20 protein-coding genes are annotated in these 18,214 nt (G+C 64.1%); 8 read left to right on the plus strand and 12 right to left on the minus strand.

From position 1 onward, the window contains the following. Positions 1-25: 25 nt before the first annotated feature. The 5 genes from E3T27_RS12785 to thyX form a co-directional block, all read right to left on the minus strand. Positions 26-1,252, minus strand: coding sequence for an ABC transporter permease (locus tag E3T27_RS12785; RefSeq protein ID WP_134573193.1), 1,227 nt, complete (start codon positions 1,250-1,252; stop codon positions 26-28). Continuing rightward, a complete protein-coding gene (locus tag E3T27_RS12790) occupies positions 1,249-1,944 on the minus strand; it encodes an ABC transporter ATP-binding protein (RefSeq protein WP_104196991.1) in 696 nt (231 codons plus the stop codon). Before E3T27_RS12790 ends, E3T27_RS12785 begins: the two co-directional genes overlap by 4 nt. Then, positions 1,941-3,005 (minus strand): efflux RND transporter periplasmic adaptor subunit, encoded by a 1,065-nt coding sequence (locus E3T27_RS12795; protein WP_174722218.1) that lies wholly within the window; start codon positions 3,003-3,005, stop codon positions 1,941-1,943. Before E3T27_RS12795 ends, E3T27_RS12790 begins: the two co-directional genes overlap by 4 nt. A gap of 224 nt (positions 3,006-3,229) precedes the next feature. Beyond that, the gene (gene dapA, locus E3T27_RS12800; RefSeq protein ID WP_134573195.1) at positions 3,230-4,207 is read right to left on the minus strand and encodes a 4-hydroxy-tetrahydrodipicolinate synthase; all 978 of its coding nucleotides are present in this window, start codon (positions 4,205-4,207) and stop codon (positions 3,230-3,232) included. Between the two features lie 35 nt (positions 4,208-4,242). Next, on the minus strand, positions 4,243-4,953 hold the full coding sequence (gene thyX / locus E3T27_RS12805; RefSeq protein WP_134573334.1) for an FAD-dependent thymidylate synthase: 711 nt from the start codon (positions 4,951-4,953) through the stop codon (positions 4,243-4,245). Positions 4,954-5,081: 128 nt separating this feature from the next. Between thyX and E3T27_RS12810 the strand changes: the two genes are divergently transcribed. The 4 genes from E3T27_RS12810 to E3T27_RS12825 all read left to right on the plus strand — a co-directional run bounded on the left by E3T27_RS12810 (position 5,082) and on the right by E3T27_RS12825 (position 7,501). Further along, positions 5,082-5,543, plus strand: coding sequence for a TlpA family protein disulfide reductase (locus tag E3T27_RS12810; protein ID WP_134573197.1), 462 nt, complete (start codon positions 5,082-5,084; stop codon positions 5,541-5,543). Then, positions 5,536-6,015, plus strand: coding sequence for a DUF4395 domain-containing protein (locus tag E3T27_RS12815; RefSeq protein ID WP_134573198.1), 480 nt, complete (start codon positions 5,536-5,538; stop codon positions 6,013-6,015). Before E3T27_RS12810 ends, E3T27_RS12815 begins: the two co-directional genes overlap by 8 nt. Before the next feature lie 154 nt (positions 6,016-6,169). Further along, the gene (locus E3T27_RS12820; RefSeq protein ID WP_134548679.1) at positions 6,170-6,601 is read left to right on the plus strand and encodes an OsmC family peroxiredoxin; all 432 of its coding nucleotides are present in this window, start codon (positions 6,170-6,172) and stop codon (positions 6,599-6,601) included. Positions 6,602-6,610: 9 nt separating this feature from the next. Then, positions 6,611-7,501, plus strand: a complete 891-nt coding sequence (locus E3T27_RS12825) for a TIGR01777 family oxidoreductase (RefSeq protein ID WP_134573200.1) — start codon at positions 6,611-6,613, stop codon at positions 7,499-7,501. A 7-nt stretch (positions 7,502-7,508) separates the two neighbouring features. Here E3T27_RS12825 and E3T27_RS12830 read toward each other — a convergent pair whose 3' ends face one another. Both E3T27_RS12830 and dapB read right to left on the minus strand, forming a co-directional pair. Further along, entirely contained in the window at positions 7,509-7,952 is a 444-nt protein-coding gene (locus E3T27_RS12830; protein WP_104196997.1) for a hypothetical protein, read from the minus strand. Beyond that, a complete protein-coding gene (dapB, locus tag E3T27_RS12835; RefSeq protein WP_134573202.1) occupies positions 7,949-8,713 on the minus strand; it encodes a 4-hydroxy-tetrahydrodipicolinate reductase in 765 nt (254 codons plus the stop codon). The genes E3T27_RS12830 and dapB overlap by 4 nt, the downstream gene beginning before the upstream one ends. 56 nt (positions 8,714-8,769) lie before the next feature. Here dapB and E3T27_RS12840 point away from each other — a divergent pair, with 56 nt between their 5' ends. Further along, positions 8,770-9,273, plus strand: a complete 504-nt coding sequence (locus tag E3T27_RS12840; protein WP_134573204.1) for a GNAT family N-acetyltransferase — start codon at positions 8,770-8,772, stop codon at positions 9,271-9,273. Positions 9,274-9,341: 68 nt separating this feature from the next. On the opposite strand, the gene E3T27_RS12845 is transcribed toward E3T27_RS12840, so the two are convergent. Further along, entirely contained in the window at positions 9,342-9,944 is a 603-nt protein-coding gene (locus E3T27_RS12845; RefSeq protein ID WP_104197151.1) for a histidine phosphatase family protein, read from the minus strand. A gap of 67 nt (positions 9,945-10,011) precedes the next feature. Continuing rightward, a complete protein-coding gene (locus E3T27_RS12850) occupies positions 10,012-11,355 on the minus strand; it encodes a M16 family metallopeptidase (protein WP_104197000.1) in 1,344 nt (447 codons plus the stop codon). Positions 11,356-11,565: 210 nt separating this feature from the next. Between E3T27_RS12850 and E3T27_RS12855 the strand changes: the two genes are divergently transcribed. Next, a complete protein-coding gene (locus E3T27_RS12855; protein WP_104197001.1) occupies positions 11,566-12,156 on the plus strand; it encodes a TetR/AcrR family transcriptional regulator in 591 nt (196 codons plus the stop codon). 7 nt (positions 12,157-12,163) lie between these two features. On the opposite strand, the gene E3T27_RS12860 is transcribed toward E3T27_RS12855, so the two are convergent. Beyond that, complete coding sequence (locus E3T27_RS12860) at positions 12,164-13,183, minus strand: aldo/keto reductase (protein WP_241992245.1); 1,020 nt, start codon at positions 13,181-13,183, stop codon at positions 12,164-12,166. Between the two features lie 328 nt (positions 13,184-13,511). Between E3T27_RS12860 and E3T27_RS12865 the strand changes: the two genes are divergently transcribed. After that, a complete protein-coding gene (locus E3T27_RS12865; protein ID WP_134573208.1) occupies positions 13,512-15,125 on the plus strand; it encodes a peptide chain release factor 3 in 1,614 nt (537 codons plus the stop codon). A gap of 69 nt (positions 15,126-15,194) precedes the next feature. Here E3T27_RS12865 and E3T27_RS12870 read toward each other — a convergent pair whose 3' ends face one another. Then, on the minus strand, positions 15,195-16,880 hold the full coding sequence (locus tag E3T27_RS12870; protein ID WP_104197152.1) for a ribonuclease J: 1,686 nt from the start codon (positions 16,878-16,880) through the stop codon (positions 15,195-15,197). 276 nt (positions 16,881-17,156) lie between these two features. Then, positions 17,157-17,375 carry a hypothetical protein gene (locus E3T27_RS12875; protein ID WP_134573210.1) on the minus strand — a complete coding sequence of 73 codons (219 nt, stop codon included), beginning with the start codon at positions 17,373-17,375 and terminating at the stop codon, positions 17,157-17,159. A 300-nt stretch (positions 17,376-17,675) separates the two neighbouring features. Here E3T27_RS12875 and E3T27_RS12880 point away from each other — a divergent pair, with 300 nt between their 5' ends. Then, positions 17,676-18,179 carry a glutathione peroxidase gene (locus tag E3T27_RS12880; protein WP_134573212.1) on the plus strand — a complete coding sequence of 168 codons (504 nt, stop codon included), beginning with the start codon at positions 17,676-17,678 and terminating at the stop codon, positions 18,177-18,179. The last annotated feature ends 35 nt before the right edge of the window (positions 18,180-18,214 follow it).

The raw sequence follows: 18,214 nt of genomic DNA on the forward strand, positions 1-18,214 counted from the left end.
GCCCGGCAGCGGCATCCGTTCGCTGTCAATAGCGGATGGCGTCGATCACCTTCACCCGTACCGCCACCAGTGCGGGGACCAGCCCGGCCAGGGCGCCGACGACCGTCGCACAGACCAGTCCGAGGATGGCCGCTTCCACCGGGAACGGTGGAAAATCGGTGACCTGGCCCTGGCTGATGAAGTCTTCGACGAGCGGGCTCGTGACGATGAGCACGGCGGCGATCACTCCGACAATTCCGGCAACGACGGTCGCGACGACGCTCTCCATCATGATAGCGAAGAAGACCCGACCGGCGGTCGCCCCGAAACTGCGCCGAATGCCGATCTCGCGAATGCGCTGCTTGAGGGTGACCAGGGCGATGTTGACCAGACCGAGCGCTCCGAGCAACAACACTAATCCGGCGATGGCGCCGACGCTGAGCTTGAGCGAGAGATACGGGTCACCCTCCATATACGCTGCGTAGTCCTGCCGGTTCACCTGAACGGATGCCCCACTCCCCAGAGCACCCTGCACGTCACGCTGCAGCGCGGTGACCAGCTGTTCGGACACGTCGACCGGCACCCATAGCTCGTAGGACGGCGGTCCGAATTGCAGGTTCGGGTCGGTGACAACCGGCGTGATGGCGGTAAGCGCGTCGGCCAACATGTACATGGCCGGTTCGGTCTCCCACGACAGGGCGGGGTAGACCCCGGTTACGACGGCCGTCGTCGTGCGTTCGCCCACCAGAGTCACGGTCGGGTGGGTGCGCAGGTCGGGTCGGCTGAGGCGGTCCCAGAAGATGGAGTTGACCAGCACGGCTGGCGCGAGCCGGGTCTGGTCCTCGTCGGTAAACCAGACGCCCTTCTCGAGGGTGATGCGGTGCATGGTGCCGTAGGGAGGGTCGACCCCGATGGTCTGCACCGGCACGGCTCCGTCGACGAACTGCACCGTCTGGCTGTTGTTGACCACCCGGCTGGCGTAGTCGATCTGGTAGCGTTCGAGCGCCGTACGCCAGATTTCGGGCATTTCAGTCGGGGTGGAACCATCGTTCATCGACACGAACAGGGAGAGGCTGGCAGCGCGCCCACCCGATCGTTCGCTCGCTTCGACGGTCGCCTGCTGGGCGACCGCGCCGAGACCGACCACGGTCGTGATGGCGCAGACGGCGACGGCCACGCCGATCAGCGACAGCATGACGCGGGTTTTGTGGATGCGCACTTCCTGCCAGGCTTCAATCACAGCACCGACCAGGTTGCTGGCGACGCGCTTCATGCCGGCACCGTGCCGCGAACCTGCAGCACACCGTGGTCAAGTCGGAGGTGCCTGGTGGCGCGGGCGGCGATCGCCGGATCGTGCGTGATCGTCACCAGGGCTGCACCGGATTCGGTGGCGACCTGGTCGATCAGGTCCATCACGGTTTCACCGGTTTCGAGGTCGAGGGCGCCGGTGGGTTCGTCGGCGAGAATCAGCCGGGGACCACGCACCAGCGCGCGGGCGATCGCCACGCGCTGCTGTTCACCACCGCTCAGTCGGTCGGGTAGCGCACCGAGCCGGTCGCTGAGGCCGACACGTTCGAGCATCTCGGTGGCGATTCGAGCGCGCTGCCAGAACTGACGACCATCCGCGTAGAGCAGCGGAGTCATCACGTTTTCGAGGGCGGTTCGACCCTGTAGCAGGTTGAACTGCTGAAAAATAAAGCCGACCTCGCGGCCCCGCAGCCGATCCCGGCCGCCGGAGGACAGCGACTGCACCGGGCGGTCTTCGAACAGCATGGTGCCGCTCGTGGGGTTGTCGAGTAGTCCGAGCAGGTTCAGCAGGGTTGTTTTGCCCGAGCCGGATCGTCCGACGATCGACACCCGGTCGCCGACGTCAACGTCGAGGTCGACACCGGAGAGGATGGTCAGCGGCGGCGCATCGATGAGCTGCACGGTGCGGGTGACACCCTCAAGGTGCAGCAGGGTCATTTGGAGATCCCGCTGCTGGAGATGCTCGGACCGAAGCAGGCCGTGCTGCCGTCGGGTTGCAGATCGCAGCCCCCGCCGCCGGGGCTGACCGCGGTGGCACCCGGAACGAACTGGTTGATCAGGTCGCCCTCGGCGAGTCCGTCGATGATCTGCACGTTGGTGCCGTCGGTCATGCCGAGCGTCACCGACCGCTCTTGGGTGCCACCGTCTGGCATCACGAACCAGACGACGCCGGTCTGGGCGGAGCCCGTGACGGCGGTGGTCGGAACGACGAGAACGTTTTCGGCCAGGCCGGCAGCGATCGTGATCTGGGCGGCCAGACCGGAGAAGACGGTCACTTCGGCCGGAATCGCGCAGGTGACGGTGGTGCCACTCGTGGCCGGCTGGCCGCCGGATGCACCGTCGCCGCCGGTCGCTTCGCCGGCCAGCGGGGTTGTGATGGCCAGGCTGGTGCAGATGAACGGCGCGGGCCCATTCGTGATCGCAACGGATGCCTCGGTCGGCTTGGTCAACAGGCGATACTGCTGCTCGGGGCTGAGCGCTCCGCTCACCGAGAAGCTCGGCGGTGCGACCTGCCCGGTGGCATCCCCCACGGCCACGCTCTGACCGTGGATCACGGTGAGCGAACTGAGGATTCCCGTAATCGGGGCGAGCACCTTGGTGAAGGTGACCACCGGTTTCGGCTGGGTCATGATGACGTTGCCATCGACATCCGTTGTTTCGACCGGATCCTTGATCGTCTCAACTCGAATGTCGTAGATCTTGTCGTCTTTGTTCACGTTTTGGCCGGCCGCTATGAAAATCTCATCGACCGTGCCGATAGCGGTGGCTTTGACGGCGACTGCCGGATCGGCGCTGACCGTGCCGGGCAGGGTCACGTCGTTGCTGATGGTGCCCAGTCCCACCGGAACCTGGGGTTCGACGATGACCCCGGTCGGTTCGGCGGGGTTGCGCTCAACCTGAGTGTCGGGGTAGAACGCGAGCTTCACGAGGGCCACAGCGATGGCCGCGATGACGATGAGTCGAAGGATTGGAAAGACCCATTTGCGTGCAATGTTCACGACACTCCCCACACAGCCGACCGGACGTGGTCAGGCTCGATGGGCTGAGCCTAGCGTTTCGCGAGCGGATGCGCGCCGGCCAACTGCGACAGGCAGGCCCGACAGGCTCGGCCAGCCGAGGGGACGTCCCGCAGAACTGGTCGCGGCACCTGTTGTGGTTCGTAGCCCCCTTACAAACGGATGCCCCGAACGCCAACGAGTGCCGCGAGCACGCGAGCAGCGGCTCAGCGAGTGGTGCCGGCGACCTTGGGCAACGATCCGCCGGCGGCCGCGTTGCGGTCCGGGCGGAAGTTGGAAAAGTCGACGCCAGGAATGTCCCGGACCAGCGACAGTTCGTCCTCGATCTGGGCGGCTTCGGAGTCTTCGGGACCAACCAGCGGCAGTCGCACCCGCGGGCTGCCGATGCGGCCGAGGCCGTGCAGGATGTACTTCACCGCGACGGTTCCGGGAACGTGCGTCATGACGGCCCGCACGAGCGGTTCCAGCTGCTGGTGCGCTGCTGTGGCCACCTTCAAGTCGCCCCGGTTGACGGCGTCGACCATGTGCCGGTAGGGGGTGGCAGTGATGTTTCCGGTGACGCCGATGAGGCCGGTGGCGCCGATCGACAGGTGCGCGAGCACGTTGGGGTCATCTCCGGAGAAGTACAGGAGGTCGGTCTGGTTGAGCACCCGGCTGACCTGGGCGAAGTCGCCTTTAGCGTCCTTGATGGCGAGGATGTTGGGGTGCTTGGCTGCCCGAAGGATGGTCTCGTAGGCGATCGCGACTCCGGTGCGCCCGGGGATGTCGTAGAGGATGACGGGAAGGTCAGTGGCATCGGCGATCATGCGGAAATGGGTCAGGATGCCCGCTTGGGTGGGCTTGTTGTAGTAGGGCGTGACGATCATGTTGCCGTCAGCGCCGGCCTTCTCGCTCTGGCGGGCCAGCTGCATGGCGTGCGCGGTCTCGTTGGAGCCACCGCCCGTGATGATCTTGGCGCGGCCGTCGGCGACCGACTTGCCCACCTCGACCAGACGGATCTTCTCCGGGTCGGTCAGGGTGCTCGTTTCACCGGTCGTACCAGTGACGACGATGCCGTCGGCGCCGGCGTTGATGACGTCGTCGATGTGCTTCTCCACCCCAGCCCAGTCCACTTCGCCATCAAAGGTAAACGGGGTGACCAGGGCGACCAGCACCTGGCCAAAGGGATTCGTAGAGGTAGACACGGTGTACAGGCTATCGTCTCCCTTCACACTGCAGACTACGGGGCCACCCGGCCGTTCACATTGAAGGCGGCGTAAGTGAAGGGCATGAGCTTTTCGAAATGGGTTTCCATCTGCTCGGCACACATTTCGATCTCGCGCTGGGGGAACGACGGAAATAACGAGCCCTCCCGCTTGGTGCGCAGGCTGAGGAAGTTCATCAGTGAGCGCGCGTTGAGCGTGACATACATCGAGGAGTAGATGTTCAACGGCAGCACGATGCGGGCGACTTCGCGCGCGACACCGGCTTCGAGCATCCGCTGGTAGGCCTCGGAGGCGTGGATCGCGGCGGCGCGGGTCTGCTGTTGCACGAGCGCGATCTGCTCTGCGGTGCCGGGCAGAAAGTCGTAGGCACCGGGCTTGCCGACTTGCACAAGGTTACGTTCGGTGGACGGCACGTAGAACACCGGGCCCAGCTCCCGGTAGCGGCCGGACTCTTCGTTGTAACTGGCGATGCGGTGCCGCATGAATTCGCGGAAGACGAAAATGGGGGCGCGTACGTAGAACGTCATTGAGTTGTGTTCGAACGGCGAACCGTGCCGGTCACGCATGAGGTAGTTGATCAGCCCGCGGTCACGCTTCTCGTCGGCCTCGCTCGCTGAACCGTCGAGCTGGCTGTGCTCGAGGGTCTGCTCCCCCAGGGTCGATACCCGCGCGGCAAACAGCACATCGGAATCGTGAGCGTTTGCACGCACCAACTCCACGGTCATTTCAGATCGAAACTCAATTTCAGACACCGCCTCAGGCTAGCCGGTCTGTCGGACGATGCGCCCGTGCGCAGTCGTAATGTGTCGTCACAGTCCCCCGAACAGGGCTGGGCGCACGTAGCGTAAATATCATGAATCCACTCGAAGCGATCGGACTCCTGTTCGCGCTGTTGGCTGCCACGACCGTTCTCGGCCTCACTTTACGAGCCCGTCAGGGACGAGTGGCCCGTGTTTTTGGCGACGTCGTCACTCCAGCGGATGTCGCCGCCACGGTCGCCTTCGGCCCCGCCGCCACCCTGCTGCAGTTTTCGACCGAGTTGTGCGCTCGCTGCCCGGGCACCCGCCGCCTGCTGCGCGCTGTGGCCGAGCAGCGCCCTGGGGTGGTACACGTAGAAGTGGACCTCACCCACCGCCCCGATCTGGCCAAACGGTACGCCGTGCTGCAAACCCCGACGACCCTGATTCTGGACGGAGCCGGTCGGGTGCAGGCGCGCGTGGGGGGCCCTCCCACTCGGGCAGACGTCGGTACGACCCTTGATTCCATCACGCAGAACACCACATCCAGCAGCACACTCGGGAGCTCTCATGTCTAAGACACCTCGCGCCCGGCTCGATCCGCGCGGACCCCGATTCGGCGCAGGTCTGACGGCCGTGCTGTTACTCCTGGTCGTGTTCATGTCACTCACCGGGGCATCCGCTGCAGCGCTGGCCCTGCTGGCAGCGATCACCGCGTTATTCGCTTGGGGTGCATTGGTCGGCGCCGGCCGGCATCCATACGGCGCCCTGTTCAAGAAATTCGTGCGGCCGCGCCTTGCCCCTCCGACTGAACTCGAAGACGCGGCCCCGCCCACCTTCGCGCAGGGTGTGGGCCTGGCGGTGACCTTGGTCGGGCTCATTCTGGGCCTGGCCGGTGTACCGGGCGCTGTCGGAATCGCTGCGGCCGCCGCGTTTGTCGCTGCCTTTCTGAACGCGGTTTTCGACTATTGCCTCGGCTGCCAGATCTACCTGCTGCTCCTGCGATCCGGCGTGCTCAACCGGGGTAGCAAAGCCGTCGAGAACGTCTGAGCCGCTGTCTCCAACCCGACCGGGACACACCCGGTAGATCGGATCTCAGGCTGCCCTAACGTGTCGGCTGGCTCTCAGGTAATTCCCAGACGGCAGGCGTTCGCGGTGCAGGTCGGACGGTTAGGGTGGTATTCAATCACCTGGAGGTAACAACATGCCCACGACGCTCACGAGTGAAGCAACCTCAGTCTGGACCGGCGATCTTCCCACCGGGACCGGCACCGTCACCCTCGACTCCTCGCACGCCGCCGTGTTCTCGGTGAATTGGAAGGCCCGCGCTGAGGGTGTGTCGAACACGACCAACCCGGAGGAACTGCTTGGCGCCGCCCACGCCGCCTGCTTCTCGATGGCCCTCGCCAACGCTCTCGGTTCGGCCGGCCACACTCCGGAGAGCATCCAGGCCACCGCCGCCGTGACTTTTGCGGCCGGCACCGGCGTTATCGGAAGCCACCTGCTGGTCAGTGCCAAGATTCCCGGTCTGACCGAAGCCGAGTTCGAGGTGTTCGCCCAGGACGCCAAGGAGAACTGCCCGGTTTCTAAAGCGCTCGCGGGCATCCCGATCACCATCGAAGCAGAGCTCGCTTAGGGGACCGGCGTGCGCGTTCTGATCGCCGGCGCGTCCGGTCTCATCGGCCGGGAACTCAGCCGGCAGTTGGTCGGGGCCGGGCACACTCCCGTGCGCCTGGTCCGGCGTGAAGCCCTCGGCAAGAACGAGATTCGGTGGGACCCGTCCGCCCATGCCCTGGACGCTCACGTTCTGGACGACATCGACGCTGTCGTCAACCTCTCGGGCGCGTCACTGGCGCGGCTGCCGTGGACGCCTGGTTATCGCAAGGAAATCCTGAATTCGCGTTTGTCCGCCACCCGCACGATCACCGACGCGCTCGGACACGCCGCCACTCCCCCTACGGTTCTGCTCAACGGTTCCGCAGTGGGCGTGTACGGCAATCGGCCCGGGGAAATCCTGAGCGAGACATCCACGGTCGGAACCGATTTTCTGGCCGATGTCGTCACTCAATGGGAGGCAGCGGCCCAGCTCGCTCCGGAACCGACCCGGGTTGTCACGTTACGCACCGGCCTCGTACTCGCCAAGGGCGGCGCGCTGAAACCGCTCCTGCCCCTGGCCAAACTGGGTCTCGCCGGACCACTCGGCGGCGGGAATCAGCACTGGGCCTGGGTGAGTTTGCACGACGAGGCTGCGGCCATCCTGCATCTGCTCACCTCGACGCTCTCCGGCCCGGTCAATCTCGTCGGGCCATCCGCGGCTACAGCGAACGACATCATCAAAGCGCTCGCCACTGCGCTGCACCGACCGTTTTTCCTACCGGTGCCCCAGCAGGTCTTGACGCTGCTGTTGCAGGACGCCGCCCGCCAACTACTGCTCGCAGACCAGCAGGTCAGCGCCCAGAAACTTTTGGACGACGGGTTCGAGTTTGCTCAGCGAACACCAGCGACAGCGGTCGCCTGGATGCTCCGCCAGCCGTAGCCTGCGGCTACTTCGGGGTGCGTTCGAGGCTGATCGCGGTGCGGATCGCCCCGCGAGCGCGCTTGCGATCGCCGGCGGCGTCGTAGGCGAGGCCGAGGCGCAGCCAAGCGTGCCAGTTCTCCGGCTCGGCTTCGACCCCCGCCTGCGCGGCCGGAAACTGCTCGTCGGCAGCATCCCGGTAGGGACGTCCGCTCGGTCGAACCGCCAAATCGGCGGCAGGAAGGCCGCCCAACCTTTCGAGCTCGCGCATCAGGCGCTCCGAGCGCACACCGAACACCACTTCGCGCGCCAAAGCCCAGAAACCAATCAGCGGCAGGATGAGAAGGGCAAGGCCGATGGCGATGCCCACCGGCTCCCCGCTCTGGATGAACAGCACCGCGCGTACGCCGACCGACACCAGGTAGAAGACGAGCAGAACCGCCATGACGACGACAGCGATCTTGCCCTTCACTTCGAGGCTCCTTCGCTGGCGGCCGTAGTGAATCCCAAATCGACGATCTGGTCGAGGCCGACCGATACACCTCGAGCGGTTCGCGCGGCGTCGAGGGCGAGCAGGATGCCACTTTCATAAGCGCTCGGTGACAGGGTGTTGTGGCTGATCGTGAGGGTTTCGCCGGTGCCGCCGAGAAGGACGTCTTGCCGGGCCAGGAGTCCGGACAGGCGCAGGCTGTGTACGGGCACGCTCGCGACCTGCTGGCCGCGGGCACGCTGATCGGTGTGCGGCGCCGAAACCGGGCCGAGTTCAGCGCGCGCCCGGCCGATCAGTTCGGCGGTTCGCACCGCCGTGCCCGACGGCGAATCAACCTTCGACGGCTGGTGAGCCTCGACAATTTCGATGGAGTCGTAGAACCGGGCGGCCAGGGCCGCGAAGGCCGTTGCGAGCACCGATCCGATCGAGAAGTTCGGAATAATGATGACGCCGGTGTCTTCCCGGCCGGCGAGACGCCGGGCGAGAGAATCGATACCGTCCTGGGTCCAGCCCGAAGTGCCTACGAGAACCTGCAGACCGTGCTCGGTCGCAAAATCGACGACGTTACGGCTTACGTCGGGCCGGGTCAGGTCAACGGCGATCTGAGCGCGGAGCATCTCGCTCAGCTCGCTGTGGGAATCGAGGCGGGCGACGACCTCGAAGCCCTCGGTTCGGGCGATCAGGTCGGAAACCAAGCGGCCCATCTTGCCTGTCGCTCCAATGATGGCCACCGTTGTTGTCATGACACCAATCTACCAATTGATCACGTCACGACCGGCCCGCGCAATAGCCTAAGCAGATGCCCCAGTTTCTCGCCGTGTCGGTCGCGGACGCCGCAGCCCTCGCCCTGCTCAACGAATACTTCCGCAGCCCCGAACTGTCGTTTCGACAATCCCACGGCAGCTACCACCCGACCTATCCGGTCGCGGAGCAGTTCGTGCCACCTCAGGGCCTGTTCCTCGTGGTGCTCGATGGCCAGGCAGCGAACGACGTTGGCGGCACGTATGTCGGGTGCGGAGGCATCCGCCGGCTGCAAACCACCACGAATGAACCGGTCTGCTTCGAGGTTAAGCATTTGTGGATGCAGCCACGCACCCGCGGGCGCGGCTGGGGGCGGATGCTGCTGGCTGCACTCGAGAGCCGGGCGAGCGACCTGGGCGCCGCCGAAATAGTGCTCGACACGAATGTAAGCCTGTCCACCGCGGGGGCGCTCTATCACAGCACCGGGTATGAGAGCATCCCTGCATACAACGACAACCCCAATGCAACACACTGGTATCGCAAACGGCTCAGCGCAAACTAACGTCAGCGCGAACTAACGTCAGCGCAAGCTGATTTCAGCGCAAATCAGCTTCAGCCACTGGTTCGCCCCTAGAACATCAGCGGTTCCGGCAGCCCGGTACGCAGCTCGACCGGCAAATGGCCCAGATCATTGTGCGTGACGAGCGTCCAGGGTCGGCCCGGTTTTTGCTGCAGCACGGTGAGCCCACAATTGGCTTGGTTGATTCCAACCCAGCGCCAGTCGGGAGCCCCGAGCACCTCCCGAACAAACCACGCGATCACGAAATTATGGGTGATCAGCAGGTCGTGCCGCTGGCTGCGGCGCGGTTGCAGAAATTCGGCGACGGCGTCTTCCATCTGTGCGCGTCCCGCCGCGATCTCGTCTTCGGTTACCGCGCCGAAAAACGGGTCGTAGGCCGATGGTGTCTCGGCCGCCCGGCCAGAGGGAATGCAGTCGAACAGCAGTGCCGACGGCTCGCTCTGCAGGGCTGGAAGCCGTTCCGCCATGATGGTGGCGGTTTCGGCGGCCCGTTGCAGCGGCGAGTGCCAGGCGCCTGTGAACGGAACCCCACTCAGACGATCGGCGATGAGCAGCGCCTGGCGTTTGCCGCGGGGCGATAACGGACCGTCGTGCAGGCCATGTTCGGCATCCTGTTGCTCGCCGTGGCGTACCAGGTAAATGTACTGGGGCATCATTGTCCATTTCAGAGTGCGGAAATCCGGCCGGGCCGGAAGGTACCAGAGACTAAGTCGCGGCCGGTCAGCTGGGAATGATGGCCGCGAACGCGTCGTCATCGAGGGCACCGACGGCGGAGATTGATACGGCGCCACTGACGAGTTCGGCAGCGAGCCCCTGCACGTCGGCCGCCGTGACCAGCGCAAGGCGGCGCAGCACTTCGTCGAGATCTGCGAACTCGCCGAGGGTTATCTCAGAGCGACCCAGCCGAGACATTCGGGTGTCTGAGTCTTCCAATGCGAGGGCCGACGCTCCACTCAACTGGCCAGACGCCCGCCTCATCTCGTCGTTGGTGACACCGCCATCGGCGAGGCGATGTAGCTCGCTGAGCATGAGTTCGGCGACCTGGCCGGCCTTGGCCGGCGTGCATCCGGCATACATACCGAACAGGCCAGCATCCGAGTAACCGGGCGCGAATGAGTAGACCGAATAGGCCAGGCCGCGCTTCTCCCGCACTTCTTGAAAAAGCCGGCTCGACATTCCCCCGCCGAATATCGAAGTGAGCACGCTCATCGTGACGCGTCGGTCGTCGGTCGCCAGCAGGCCGGACATTCCGAGCAGCAGGTTCGCCTGTTCCAGCGGACGTTTGATGATGGTCAGAGCCTGGCCCTGGTGAATCTCGGCGGGCACGCCGTCTCGACGGCTGACCGGGGCCTGGGCAATACTGAGGTCCCAGCCGGATCGTTCGAGGGCGCGGGTGACGGCGGCGACCAGCTGGTCGTGGTCGACGGCGCCGGCGACCGTGACGACGAGGTCTTGCGGGCGATAGTTGGCCTGGTAGTGCTCCCACACCGCCGTGCGGGTGACACCACGAATGTCGTCGGCACTGCCGCCGATAGGACGGCCGAGCGGATGCTTCCCCAGCACCGCTTCGAAGAATCGCTCATTGGCGACGTCGGCTGGGTCGTCGTCAGCCATGGCGAGTTCCTCGAGAATAACGCCGCGCTCGGTTTCAAATTCGCCGGCATCCAGTTGTGAGGAGGTCAGCATGTCGGTGAGAACATCAATGGCCATACCGAGGTCGCGGTCTTGCACCTTGGCGTAGTAGCAGGTGTATTCCTTTGCGGTCATGGCGTTGTGTTCGCCGCCAACCGCATCAAAAGAGATGGCAATGTCGAGAGCGGACCGCGTTGGCGTGCCTTTGAACAACAGGTGCTCGAGAAAGTGAGTGGAGCCGAAGTGACCCGGTTGTTCGTCACGGGAACCGACGGCGATCCAGTAACCGACGGTGACACTTCGGGCACCCGGCACCTGCTCACTCAGGATGCGCACGCCACTTGGCAGAACGGTCCGACGCACCAGGGCATCACCGGCGGCCCGAAACGAGAGTTCGGCCTGGTCTAGGGGAAAATCGACTGCACCGTTCATATCATCCCCACCTTACAAGACGCGATCGGCGCTGCTGGCGCCCGTGTGCGAACTCGCCAGGCTACCCCCAGTTTGACCGCAACGGTCCGGACGGTCGATTACGACAGACTGGTCTGTCTATGGTGTGTTACAGTCTGGGAGCCAACCGGGAAAACACCGGATTTGCGCTCATGCGGGCTCGCTCGCTTGCCCTCAATCAAGGAGTGACGCATGACCACGCTCACAGCTGACACCGTTCGGCCCCCGACCCACGCCAAGCTGCGTATCCTCGCCACTGCCGACCGCTTGTTCTACACCGAGGGCGTACACACCGTCGGTGTGGACCGCATCATCGGTGAGTCGAAGGTCACCAAAGCGACCTTCTACAAGTACTACCGCTCGAAGGACGCCCTCATCGTCGTGTACCTCGAGGGCCGGGACCGTCTGGCGCGCGATTTTCTGGCTAGCCTCGACACGAATTGTGACACCCCGGAACAGCGGCTGCGTGGCGTCGTCAATGAGATCTCGGCTCAGGTCATTCGCGGAGGTTTCCACGGCTGCCCGTTTATCAACGCGGCCGCTCAGTTCACCGACCCGGCCCACCCCGTGCGCCAGGCCGTTTCTGCACATCGTGACTGGTACGGCCGGTCGATCGAGGACATGTTCCGCGGGATGGGCCATGCCCGGCCCGGAGACGCCGCCGACGATTTTTTCCTCGCCCGCGATGGCGCCTTTGCCGGTGCCAACCTTGGCGACCCGATCGGTGCCCACACCGCCCTGCTGCGCGCTATCCAGCGTGTGCTCGACGAATCCGTCGCCTGACTTTCTCCTAGTCGGCCGACACCCGGTCGAGATCGAGCAGGTCACTGCGGCCGAGACGGATGCCCGCCGCGGCGACCAGGGAGTGCACCTGATCGACCTCCCCGGCTCCGGCGACCGGCGCCACTACGTCAGGTCGGGCGAGCAACCAGGCCAGGGCAATCGACGCCGGTGCCACACCCTGCGCTGCGGCGATACGGTCAACCACGGCCAGTACGCGCAGCGAGCGACGATTGAGGTACACCTTGGCGAGTTGTCCGCGGGCGGTACCGGCGACATCCGCTTTGGTGCGAAAAGCGCCGGCCAGAAAACCGTGGGCCAGGGCAAAGCCGGGCATCAGCGCAAGATGCTGGGCGCGAGCGACGACCGCGACGTCTTTTTCGAGTTCGGTGCGATGCACGAGGTTGTACGGCGTTTCGGCGGCGACGAACTTGGGCAAGCCGAGGGCGGACAACACCCGGGCTTCCATGAGTCGTTCCGCCGAGAAGTTGCTCGCACCGAGGTAGCGCACCTTGCCGGCGCGCATGAGGACGTCCACGGCAACGAGGCTCTCTTCGAGGGCGACGGTTTTGTCGTCGAAGTGAAAGTAGAGCAGGTCGAGGTAGTCGGTTCCGAGCCGCACGAGGCTGGCTTCGACGGCGGCGACGATGCTGCGCTGAGTCAGTCCGGGATTGTCGAGATTTCGACCGATTTTGGTGGCCAGAACGGTTTCGGCCCGAGCACCCCGAGAGCGCAGCCACGAACCGATAATCACTTCGCTTCGCCCAGCAGCGAAGCTGTCGGCGGTGTCAAGAAAGTTACCGCCGAAGTCGCGGTGCGCGTCGAGGATGGCCTTGGATGCCTCACCCGTCGCCGTCCAGCCGAAAGCGTTGCAGCCGAGGGCGAGTGGATGCACGCGCAGATCGGTTCCCGCAATCTGCCGGCGAACCGGGCCAGCACCGACCGTGGTCTGTGCCTGCCCGGTGTCGGCCGACCGCGAACGGCCAACGGACAGGGCGTCGAGCGAAGACGAGACCACCTGTCGGGGCATTGCGTTCTCCTCCAGGGGTGCACGCCCGACCATTCGTTTTCGCCGGGTTTTCTCTTTGTGAATTGCTCTTGGCCCGACTTTAGGCGAGGCCACCGACATTTTTCGACGGCGCGCTAAACCGTTACCAGATTGTACGTCGGTGGCGGCCGAATAGGGGGCACCAGCTGTCGGTTGCCAGTTGACACGTTCACGATTTGTTAGACTGGCAGTTGCGCGAAAAATGGGCTGCCTGTGCAGGTGTACATCAGCCCTGGGCCGCCTGCCATCGAAGAGATCAATCGGTTGGTCGGCGAGGTACCCTGCCCGAATCAGCCGCAGGAAAGCAGCCATGACCACCGTCGCCGACGTACCCAACCCCCAGGTTCCCCGTGAGGCTCTGCGTCGCCGCACCTTCGCCGTGATCTCCCACCCCGACGCCGGCAAGTCCACCCTGACCGAAGCCCTCCTGCTGCACGCCCGCGCGATCACCTCGGCCGGCGCCACGCACGGCAAGGCCGGTCGCAGCGGCACTGTCTCGGACTGGATGGAGATGGAGAAGGCCCGTGGCATTTCAGTGACGAGCGCCGCGATCCAGTTCGAATACCACGACGCTGTGATCAACCTGGTTGACACCCCCGGCCACGCCGACTTCTCCGAGGACACGTTTCGGGTACTGTCTGCAGTGGATGCCGCGGTCATGCTCGTCGACGCCGCCAAGGGTCTCGAGCCCCAGACCATGAAGCTGTTCGCCGTCTGCAAACAACGTGGGCTTCCGGTGATTACCGTCATCAACAAGTGGGACCGCCCGGGTGACACTCCCCTGGCTCTGATGGACGAGATCCAGACGCGCACCGGCCTGTTGCCGACCCCGCTGAACTGGCCGGTTGGCGAGGCCGGCGACCTGCGCGGCGTACTCGATCGCCGGTCCGGTGATTTTCTGCGCTACACCCGCACCGCTGGCGGCGCGACCGTAGCCGAGTCGGTGCGTCTGGATGCGGTCGACGCGGCGATCGAGGAAGGCAGCGCCTGGACATCCGCTGTCGAAGAATCGGAACTGCTCGACGCAGAATCCCAAAATCACGACTCCGAACTGTTCCTCGACGGGCAGACGACCCCGGTGCTGTTCTGCGCGGCAGTGGCGAACTTCGGGGTGCAGCAGCTGCTCGATACCCTGGTCGAATTTGCGCCACCCGCCGAAGCCCGCATCGATATCGACGGCAATCCGCGTCAGGTCACGTCGCCGTTCTCCGGGTTCGTGTTCAAGGTACAATCCGGCATGAACTCGGCGCACCGCGACCACGTGGCTTTCGTGCGCGTGTGTTCTGGCGAATTTCGACGTGGAATGGTCGTCACCCACGCGGCAACCGGTCGCCCCTTTGCGACCAAGTACGCGCAGCAGCTGTTCGGCAAAGAACGCACCGTCACCGATCAGGCCTGGCCGGGCGACATCGTCGGGCTCGTCAACGCGTCGGCGCTGCGGGTGGGCGACTCGATCTTCGAAGACGAACGGGTAGAATTTCCGCCGCTGCCGTTGTTCTCTCCCGAACATTTTCGGGCGATACGCCCGGTCGATAGCAGCAAGCACAAGCAGTTTCGTCGCGGTATCGACCAACTCGACCACGAGGGCATCATCCAGGTGATGCGCTCCGAGGTGCGCGGCGAGCAGGCCCCCGTGCTCGGTGCGGTCGGACCAATGCAGTTCGAGGTCGTTGAAGACCGCATGGTGCACGATTTTCATGCCGACATTCGCATGGAAGCACTGCCGTACCAGGTGGCCCGCAAAACCGACAAGGAGAGCGCGCTCGTGCTCGCCGGCACCCGCCAGGTTGAAGTCTTCACCCGCTCCGACGGCACGCTGCTCGCCCTGTTCAGTACCCCGTGGCGTCTACAGGCGATTATCAAGGAAAACCCGAAGCTGGTTCTGATCGACATCGCGAACGCCACGGCCGACGACTTCATGTAACTGGCTTGATGACAAAGAAAGGCCGCATCCTCGTAGAGGATGCGGCCTTTCTCGTTCTGTCTCTGCCGGTTACGCGTCGACGACCACGGAGGTGATCACGGGGCTGCGACGGTACTTGCGGTTCATCCAGCGGCTCACCGACTGCGTGAACAGGTCCTCAAGCTCGGCGCCGTCGACGATCTTGATGCGGTTCGCGGCCTTCATGGCCTCATCGATGACCTTGGTCGCGCCCTTGACCCACTCGTCGTCGTGCACGAATCCGCGGGCCAGGAACTCCACGGGCTCCGAGAGCGTGCCGGTCTTGGCGTTGAGAATGCCGAGGATCGTGATGGTGCCGTCTTCGGCCAGCTTGCGACGGTCTTCCATCGCGGCAGTGGATGCCCCGCCCACGGTCATACCGTCGACGAAGATGTAGTCGGCGACGACCCGGCCGGTGACCTTGGCGTGGCCGTCGATGAGGTCCACCACGACGCCGTCTTCGACGACGATGACGTTTTCTTCGGGGACACCGGTCGCGATGGCGAGGTCGGCGTTGGCCGTGAGGTGACGCCATTCACCGTGGATCGGCATGACGTTGACGGGCTTGACGATGTTGTAGCAGTAGACGAGCTCGCCGGCACTCGCGTGGCCGGAGACGTGCACCTTGGCGTTGCCTTTGTGCACGACGTTGGCGCCCCAACGGATCAGGCCGTTGATGACGCGATAGATGGAGTTCTCATTGCCGGGGATCAGCGAGCTCGCCAGCAGCACGGTGTCGCCCTCGCCGATCTTGATGACGTGCTCACGGTTGGCCATACGCGAGAGCGCGGCCATCGGCTCGCCCTGCGAACCGGTGCAGATGAGAACGACCTTGTCGTCCTTCATGCGCTCGAGCGCCTTCATGTCCACGAGGAGGCCCTTGGGAATGTTGAGGTAGCCGAGCTCACTCGCGATTCCCATGTTGCGCACCATCGAACGGCCGACGAAGGCCACCTTGCGGTTGTGCTTGACGGCAGCATCGATGACCTGCTGGATGCGGTGCACGTGGCTCGCGAAACTCGACACGATGATGCGGCGCGGGGAAGTGCGGAACACGGTGTCGATCGCCGGTCCAATGTCCTTCTCGGCGGTGGTGAAGCCGGGAACCTCGGCATTGGTCGAGTCCGTCATGAACAGGTCGACGCCCTCTTCGGCCAGGCGTGCGAAGGCGCCGAGGTCGGTGAGGCGCTTGTCGAGCGGGAACTGGTCCATCTTGAAGTCACCGGTAGCAAGCACGAGGCCGGCTTCGGTACGGATCGCGATGGCCAGGCCGTCGGGGATGGAGTGGTTGACGGCGATGAATTCGAGGTCGAACTGGCCGACGGTACGGCGCTCGCCCTCTTTCACTTCGATGAAGTTCTGGCTGAGGCGGTGTTCCTGCAGCTTGGCGGCGAGGAAGGCCAGGGTGAGCTTGGAGCCGATGACGGGAATGTCGCCGCGTTCCTTGAGCAGGTAAGGGACGGCGCCAATGTGATCTTCGTGGCCGTGCGTGAGCACGATGGCCTCGATGTCCTGGAGGCGGTCGCGGATGGCCGTGAAGTCGGGCAGGATCACGTTGATGCCGGGCTGGTTGTCTTCGGGGAAGAGAACGCCGCAGTCGATGATGAGCAGCTTTCCCTTGTGCTCGAAGACGGTCATGTTGCGGCCGATCTCGCCGAGGCCTCCGAGCGGGATGATACGCATGCCGCGAGCCGGTAGCGCCGGCGGAGTGCTCAAATCGAGGTAGTGGTTATTCATGAATCCCATTTCGTTGTCTGCGGTACTGCATGTCGAGGTGTGTGGGGACCGAGCTCGGGCATGCGGAAAGCCGGAATTGAGGGGCTCTTGCGCATACGCATACCTCGTGTCGTGCCCAGCGGGCGAGTAAAATACCGGCCAGGCACGTCTGTAGTCTACCGGCGCGTCGACGATCGACATTTCGATGCCACCACTGCGGTTGTCGAATACGACAAGAGGGACTCCGCGTTGCGGAGTCCCTCTTGTCGATTTCAGCGGCAGCTGAACCGCGGCGCGTTATGCTGCTGCGGCCAAGTGCTTGCTACCAGCCATCTGCGACTGTACGGCGCGAACCGGTGAGGTGACCGTGGGGTGCGAGATGTACTCGCCGGCGTCACGGTGCTGCGCGGTACCGCTGACGTACCCGCTCCCCATGACCACTCGACTCATGGTCTGAGAAATGTACCCGTTGGGACGGATGGTGCTTTCGCTGGTGTGCGATACGTAAGAATTCATGATGCTCCTGGTGCGATCTCTAGATGACGGATGCCGACTGGGATCCAGAGCAATGACTAATCACAGATATCCTTCGAATTTGTTCTGAAGGAACTGGTTCGAGTGAAGCTGGGGTGTTGGCCCGTTCGGCGGGAAGAATGCGCTACGCCGCGCGAGCTGAGAAGTCCGGGTCCGATAGTGGACCGCCATGGCTTCTCAGGTGTTACTAGAATACGTGACGGTGTCCCTCTTTGGGGAAAACGCACGATCTACACAGGGACTGTGCAGGCAGCTATGATTCGGCCTCGCTATCATTTTTTAATGACTTCTTCTGCGTTGTACGACATACCCCTCACGCTCATCGATGGAACGCCCACCACCTTCGGCGCGTTCAGAGGTAAAACGGTTCTCGTCGTCAACGTCGCGTCAAAGTGCGGCTTCACCCCGCAGTACGCCGGTTTGGAAGCCCTATACCAGCGTTACGCGGACGATGGGCTGGTCGTGCTGGGATTACCGAGCAATCAGTTCATGGGCCAGGAACCCGGCACTGAAACAGACATCGCCCAGTTCTGCGGCATGACCTACGGGGTAACTTTTCCGATGACGGCCAAGGTCGATGTGCGGGGCAAGCAGCAGCATCCGCTCTATGCTGAGCTGACCAAATTCAGGCGGGGCCTGCTGCCCGGTCTGATCAAGTGGAACTTCGAGAAGTTTCTGGTGACACCCACCGGCAAGATCGTGGATCGCTTTGCGTCGTCGGTGGAGCCGGAGTCGACCGAAATCGTGCAGGCGATCGAAAAGGTTCTGGCCGACAAAGCCGCCTAGCCCCGATTCCCTGGGCATGGCAGTACAGCTATTCG

The sequence above is a fragment of the Cryobacterium lyxosi genome (assembly GCF_004403345.1).
Classification (GTDB): Bacteria; Actinomycetota; Actinomycetes; order Actinomycetales; family Microbacteriaceae; genus Cryobacterium; species Cryobacterium lyxosi.

Excerpts from the sequence above, each read along its gene's own strand:
- E3T27_RS12840 (WP_134573204.1), top strand. The coding sequence starts at position 8,770 with ATGCCCCAGTTTCTCGCCGTGTCGGTCGCGGACGCCGCAGCCCTCGCC.
- E3T27_RS12850 (WP_104197000.1), bottom strand. The coding sequence starts at position 11,355 with ATGAACGGTGCAGTCGATTTTCCCCTAGACCAGGCCGAACTCTCGTTT.
- dapB (WP_134573202.1), bottom strand. The coding sequence starts at position 8,713 with ATGACAACAACGGTGGCCATCATTGGAGCGACAGGCAAGATGGGCCGC.
- E3T27_RS12860 (WP_241992245.1), bottom strand. The coding sequence starts at position 13,183 with ATGCCCCGACAGGTGGTCTCGTCTTCGCTCGACGCCCTGTCCGTTGGC.
- E3T27_RS12820 (WP_134548679.1), top strand. The coding sequence starts at position 6,170 with ATGCCCACGACGCTCACGAGTGAAGCAACCTCAGTCTGGACCGGCGAT.
- E3T27_RS12845 (WP_104197151.1), bottom strand. The coding sequence starts at position 9,944 with ATGCCCCAGTACATTTACCTGGTACGCCACGGCGAGCAACAGGATGCC.
- E3T27_RS12790 (WP_104196991.1), bottom strand. The coding sequence starts at position 1,944 with ATGACCCTGCTGCACCTTGAGGGTGTCACCCGCACCGTGCAGCTCATC.
- E3T27_RS12785 (WP_134573193.1), bottom strand. The coding sequence starts at position 1,252 with ATGAAGCGCGTCGCCAGCAACCTGGTCGGTGCTGTGATTGAAGCCTGG.
- E3T27_RS12855 (WP_104197001.1), top strand. The coding sequence starts at position 11,566 with ATGACCACGCTCACAGCTGACACCGTTCGGCCCCCGACCCACGCCAAG.
- thyX (WP_134573334.1), bottom strand. The coding sequence starts at position 4,953 with ATGACCGTGGAGTTGGTGCGTGCAAACGCTCACGATTCCGATGTGCTG.
- E3T27_RS12880 (WP_134573212.1), top strand. The coding sequence starts at position 17,676 with ATGACTTCTTCTGCGTTGTACGACATACCCCTCACGCTCATCGATGGA.
- E3T27_RS12875 (WP_134573210.1), bottom strand. The coding sequence starts at position 17,375 with ATGAATTCTTACGTATCGCACACCAGCGAAAGCACCATCCGTCCCAAC.
- E3T27_RS12870 (WP_104197152.1), bottom strand. The coding sequence starts at position 16,880 with ATGAATAACCACTACCTCGATTTGAGCACTCCGCCGGCGCTACCGGCT.
- E3T27_RS12815 (WP_134573198.1), top strand. The coding sequence starts at position 5,536 with ATGTCTAAGACACCTCGCGCCCGGCTCGATCCGCGCGGACCCCGATTC.
- E3T27_RS12810 (WP_134573197.1), top strand. The coding sequence starts at position 5,082 with ATGAATCCACTCGAAGCGATCGGACTCCTGTTCGCGCTGTTGGCTGCC.
- E3T27_RS12865 (WP_134573208.1), top strand. The coding sequence starts at position 13,512 with ATGACCACCGTCGCCGACGTACCCAACCCCCAGGTTCCCCGTGAGGCT.